This window comes from Mesorhizobium sp. M2A.F.Ca.ET.042.01.1.1, assembly GCF_003997405.1.
In the GTDB taxonomy this organism is placed as follows: Bacteria; Pseudomonadota; Alphaproteobacteria; order Rhizobiales; family Rhizobiaceae; genus Mesorhizobium.
The window spans coordinates 1-2,213 of the sequence record NZ_RZRX01000487.1 but is presented as its reverse complement, the minus strand read 5'-3'; the positions used below and the strand labels follow the sequence as shown (position 1 = coordinate 2,213).

Below are 2,213 nucleotides of genomic sequence, written 5' to 3'. Positions count from 1 at the left end.
CTGCTGCTTTCATTGTCTGCCATGGGTTTCTCCTTTGTGCCCCTTGCAACGGTCGGAACCATGCGGCCTTCCGACCGTTGCAAGGGGCACAAAGGAGAAACCCATGGCAGACAATGAAAGCAGCAGCGGTGGCGCAGCAAACGGCGCCGGCACCTCGAGCACCAGCCCAGCCAGCGAAGCGCGTCCCCGTAACGCCGCTTCGCGCAGCAGCGGCGCGTCGCGCAGTGGCGCGGCATCGCGCGGCAACGCCAGGGCATCCGAAGCGGCGATGAAGAAGCAGATCGCGGAATTGAAGCGCGAGGTGAACCGCCTGAACCGCGCGCTTTCCGAGCAGGCCGAGGAAGCGTCCGAGAGCGCGCAGGGCTGGTACCAGAGCGCGGCAGACCGTGCATCGAACCTCTATAGCGGTGCGGCCGACCGCGCGTCGAACCTCTACAGCGGCGCCTCCGGCCGCGCGTCGCGCGCGGCAAGCCAGTTGCGCAGCCAGGCGCAAAGCGTTTCTGAAACCGTGCAGCAGAATCCGGGCACCTTCTCGACGGCCATGCTGATCGGCGGCCTTGTCGGGCTGCTGGCCGGCATGGCGATCAGCCGGACCCCGGACCCCGAGCCGGACTGGCTGCATCGCTGGCGCAGATAGGCATTTCCGGCCCGGCTCGAGCCGCCGGGCCGATCAACGGTAGTAAGCGAAGGCTGCCTTGCGGCGGCCGCGCGGAGAGAAGGCCGGGCCGGCGCGCCCGGCCTTCTCTTTTGGATGCCGGGCTTTTCATTTCAAGGTTGTGTCGTCCCCACCCTTTTGCTGTGGCCGGTTGTCCCGGACTGGTCATTAGCCGGAGCTTATGGGATCATGCGCCGGGGAATCGCGGAGAGCAGCATGGACAGACCTGCCATGGCATCCGTCTTTCGGATGCGGCATGTGCCTGCAAGCATTTCGGGCGTTCGCAGCCTTGGCAGAGGCCAGGCCGATCCGTTCTTTCATTCGAGACCACTCGGCGAGGCGATCCGTTTCATCGCCCAGGCCGACGGCCAGTACGACCTCAGCGCCGTCGCCATCTTCTACGGCGACCGCCAGACGCCGCCGCTGGGCAACCGCGAGATCAAGCAGCTCTGGAGCGAATATGGCGAGCGGCTGATGGAGGCGTAGGCGGCGCAGGCTTTCCGCCGGATCGGAAACGCCGCTCATGCGTTCTTGTGGCGAGGTCAATGGGAGGAACGCCATGAACGTCGCCAATCTCCAACTCGAGGGCCTGCTGATGGCCGTCGCAGCGATCAACCACGTGCTGGTCAAGAAAGGTGTGCTCACCGTCGAGGAAATCGATATCGCGCTGCGCAAGGCCGAGGCCGGCGAGACCGGCGAGGAGCGCTCGGAGGCGATCTCGGCCTCGAACCGCGACGCCATCAATTTCCCGATCCGCCTGCTCGAGCTCGCCAACCAGTGCCAGCCCGAGGCGGACATGCCGTCCTTCTCGAAACTGGCGCGCATGGTCGGCCAGATGAAGGAGCCATATAACGACCAGATGTGAGGGGGAGGTCACGCCCTCCCCGGCCAGCCCTGGCGCAGGGCCAGCACGCTGCCCGGGCCGTGCGCCGCGGCGTAGAGCAGGCCGGCGGCGAAGGGGAAGTGCGACATGAAGGCGCCGAACTCGGCCTGGTTCCCGGCCCAGTGCGACGGGCCATGGAAGGCAAAGCCGAGGAATACGACATAGACCGCGCCGATCAGCGCCAGCGGCGTCATGAAGGCGCCCGTCAGGAAGGCGATCACCAGCAGCGTCTCCAGGATCGCCGCGCACCAGGCTAGGAACAGCGGGAACGGGAAGCCGGCGGCGGCGATGTAGCCGGCGGTGGCGCCCATATCCATCAGCTTGAAGGCGACGCCCATGGCGAACATGGCGGCGAAAATCAGGCGAGCGATGAGAATGGCGGCGGTCTGGCAGGTCGATTGGGTTTCCACGAGTGTCCCTCCGGTTGAAGTGGTCGATGTGCTCCAAGGACGGATGGAGGAAGAGGATTCCGACAGGGGGTGGGAAAATTGTTGGGCGGAGGTGCGCCGCCTTTCCCTTCTCCCCCTGTGAGGGTTTTGCATGGGAGCCGATATTTAGCGCACGAGGCAGATGGGCGTTTTTTGAAAGGCGCTCTGGCCGCTTTGGCGGGTTGTTTTGCCTCGCTCTTGAGGCCTCAGGCCGCCTTGGCAGTGGATTTTGGGCGGACTGCGCCTC

Annotated in this window: 4 protein-coding genes; 3 read left to right on the top strand and 1 reads right to left on the bottom strand. The window is 65.5% G+C overall.

The genetic code is table 11. The annotated features are described in order from the left end of the window. Positions 1–103: 103 nt before the first annotated feature. The 3 genes from EOA23_RS34050 to EOA23_RS34040 all read left to right on the top strand — a co-directional run bounded on the left by EOA23_RS34050 (position 104) and on the right by EOA23_RS34040 (position 1,520). A complete protein-coding gene (locus EOA23_RS34050; protein WP_245474443.1) occupies positions 104–637 on the top strand; it encodes a hypothetical protein in 534 nt (177 codons plus the stop codon). A 234-nt stretch (positions 638–871) separates the two neighbouring features. Then, the gene (locus EOA23_RS34045) at positions 872–1,141 is read left to right on the top strand and encodes a hypothetical protein (RefSeq protein ID WP_042639987.1); all 270 of its coding nucleotides are present in this window, start codon (positions 872–874) and stop codon (positions 1,139–1,141) included. Between the two features lie 73 nt (positions 1,142–1,214). Beyond that, the gene (locus EOA23_RS34040) at positions 1,215–1,520 is read left to right on the top strand and encodes a hypothetical protein (protein ID WP_041001284.1); all 306 of its coding nucleotides are present in this window, start codon (positions 1,215–1,217) and stop codon (positions 1,518–1,520) included. A gap of 8 nt (positions 1,521–1,528) precedes the next feature. Here the strand turns inward: EOA23_RS34040 and EOA23_RS34035 are convergent, their stop codons facing one another. Beyond that, complete coding sequence (locus EOA23_RS34035) at positions 1,529–1,948, bottom strand: DoxX family protein (protein WP_127307258.1); 420 nt, start codon at positions 1,946–1,948, stop codon at positions 1,529–1,531. Positions 1,949–2,213 lie beyond the last annotated feature (265 nt).

What these genes read in the sequence shown, in the direction of transcription:
- EOA23_RS34050 (WP_245474443.1), top strand. Translation starts at nt 104, where the DNA reads ATGGCAGACAATGAAAGCAGCAGCGGTGGCGCAGCAAACGGCGCCGGC.
- EOA23_RS34045 (WP_042639987.1), top strand. Translation starts at nt 872, where the DNA reads ATGGACAGACCTGCCATGGCATCCGTCTTTCGGATGCGGCATGTGCCT.
- EOA23_RS34040 (WP_041001284.1), top strand. Translation starts at nt 1,215, where the DNA reads ATGAACGTCGCCAATCTCCAACTCGAGGGCCTGCTGATGGCCGTCGCA.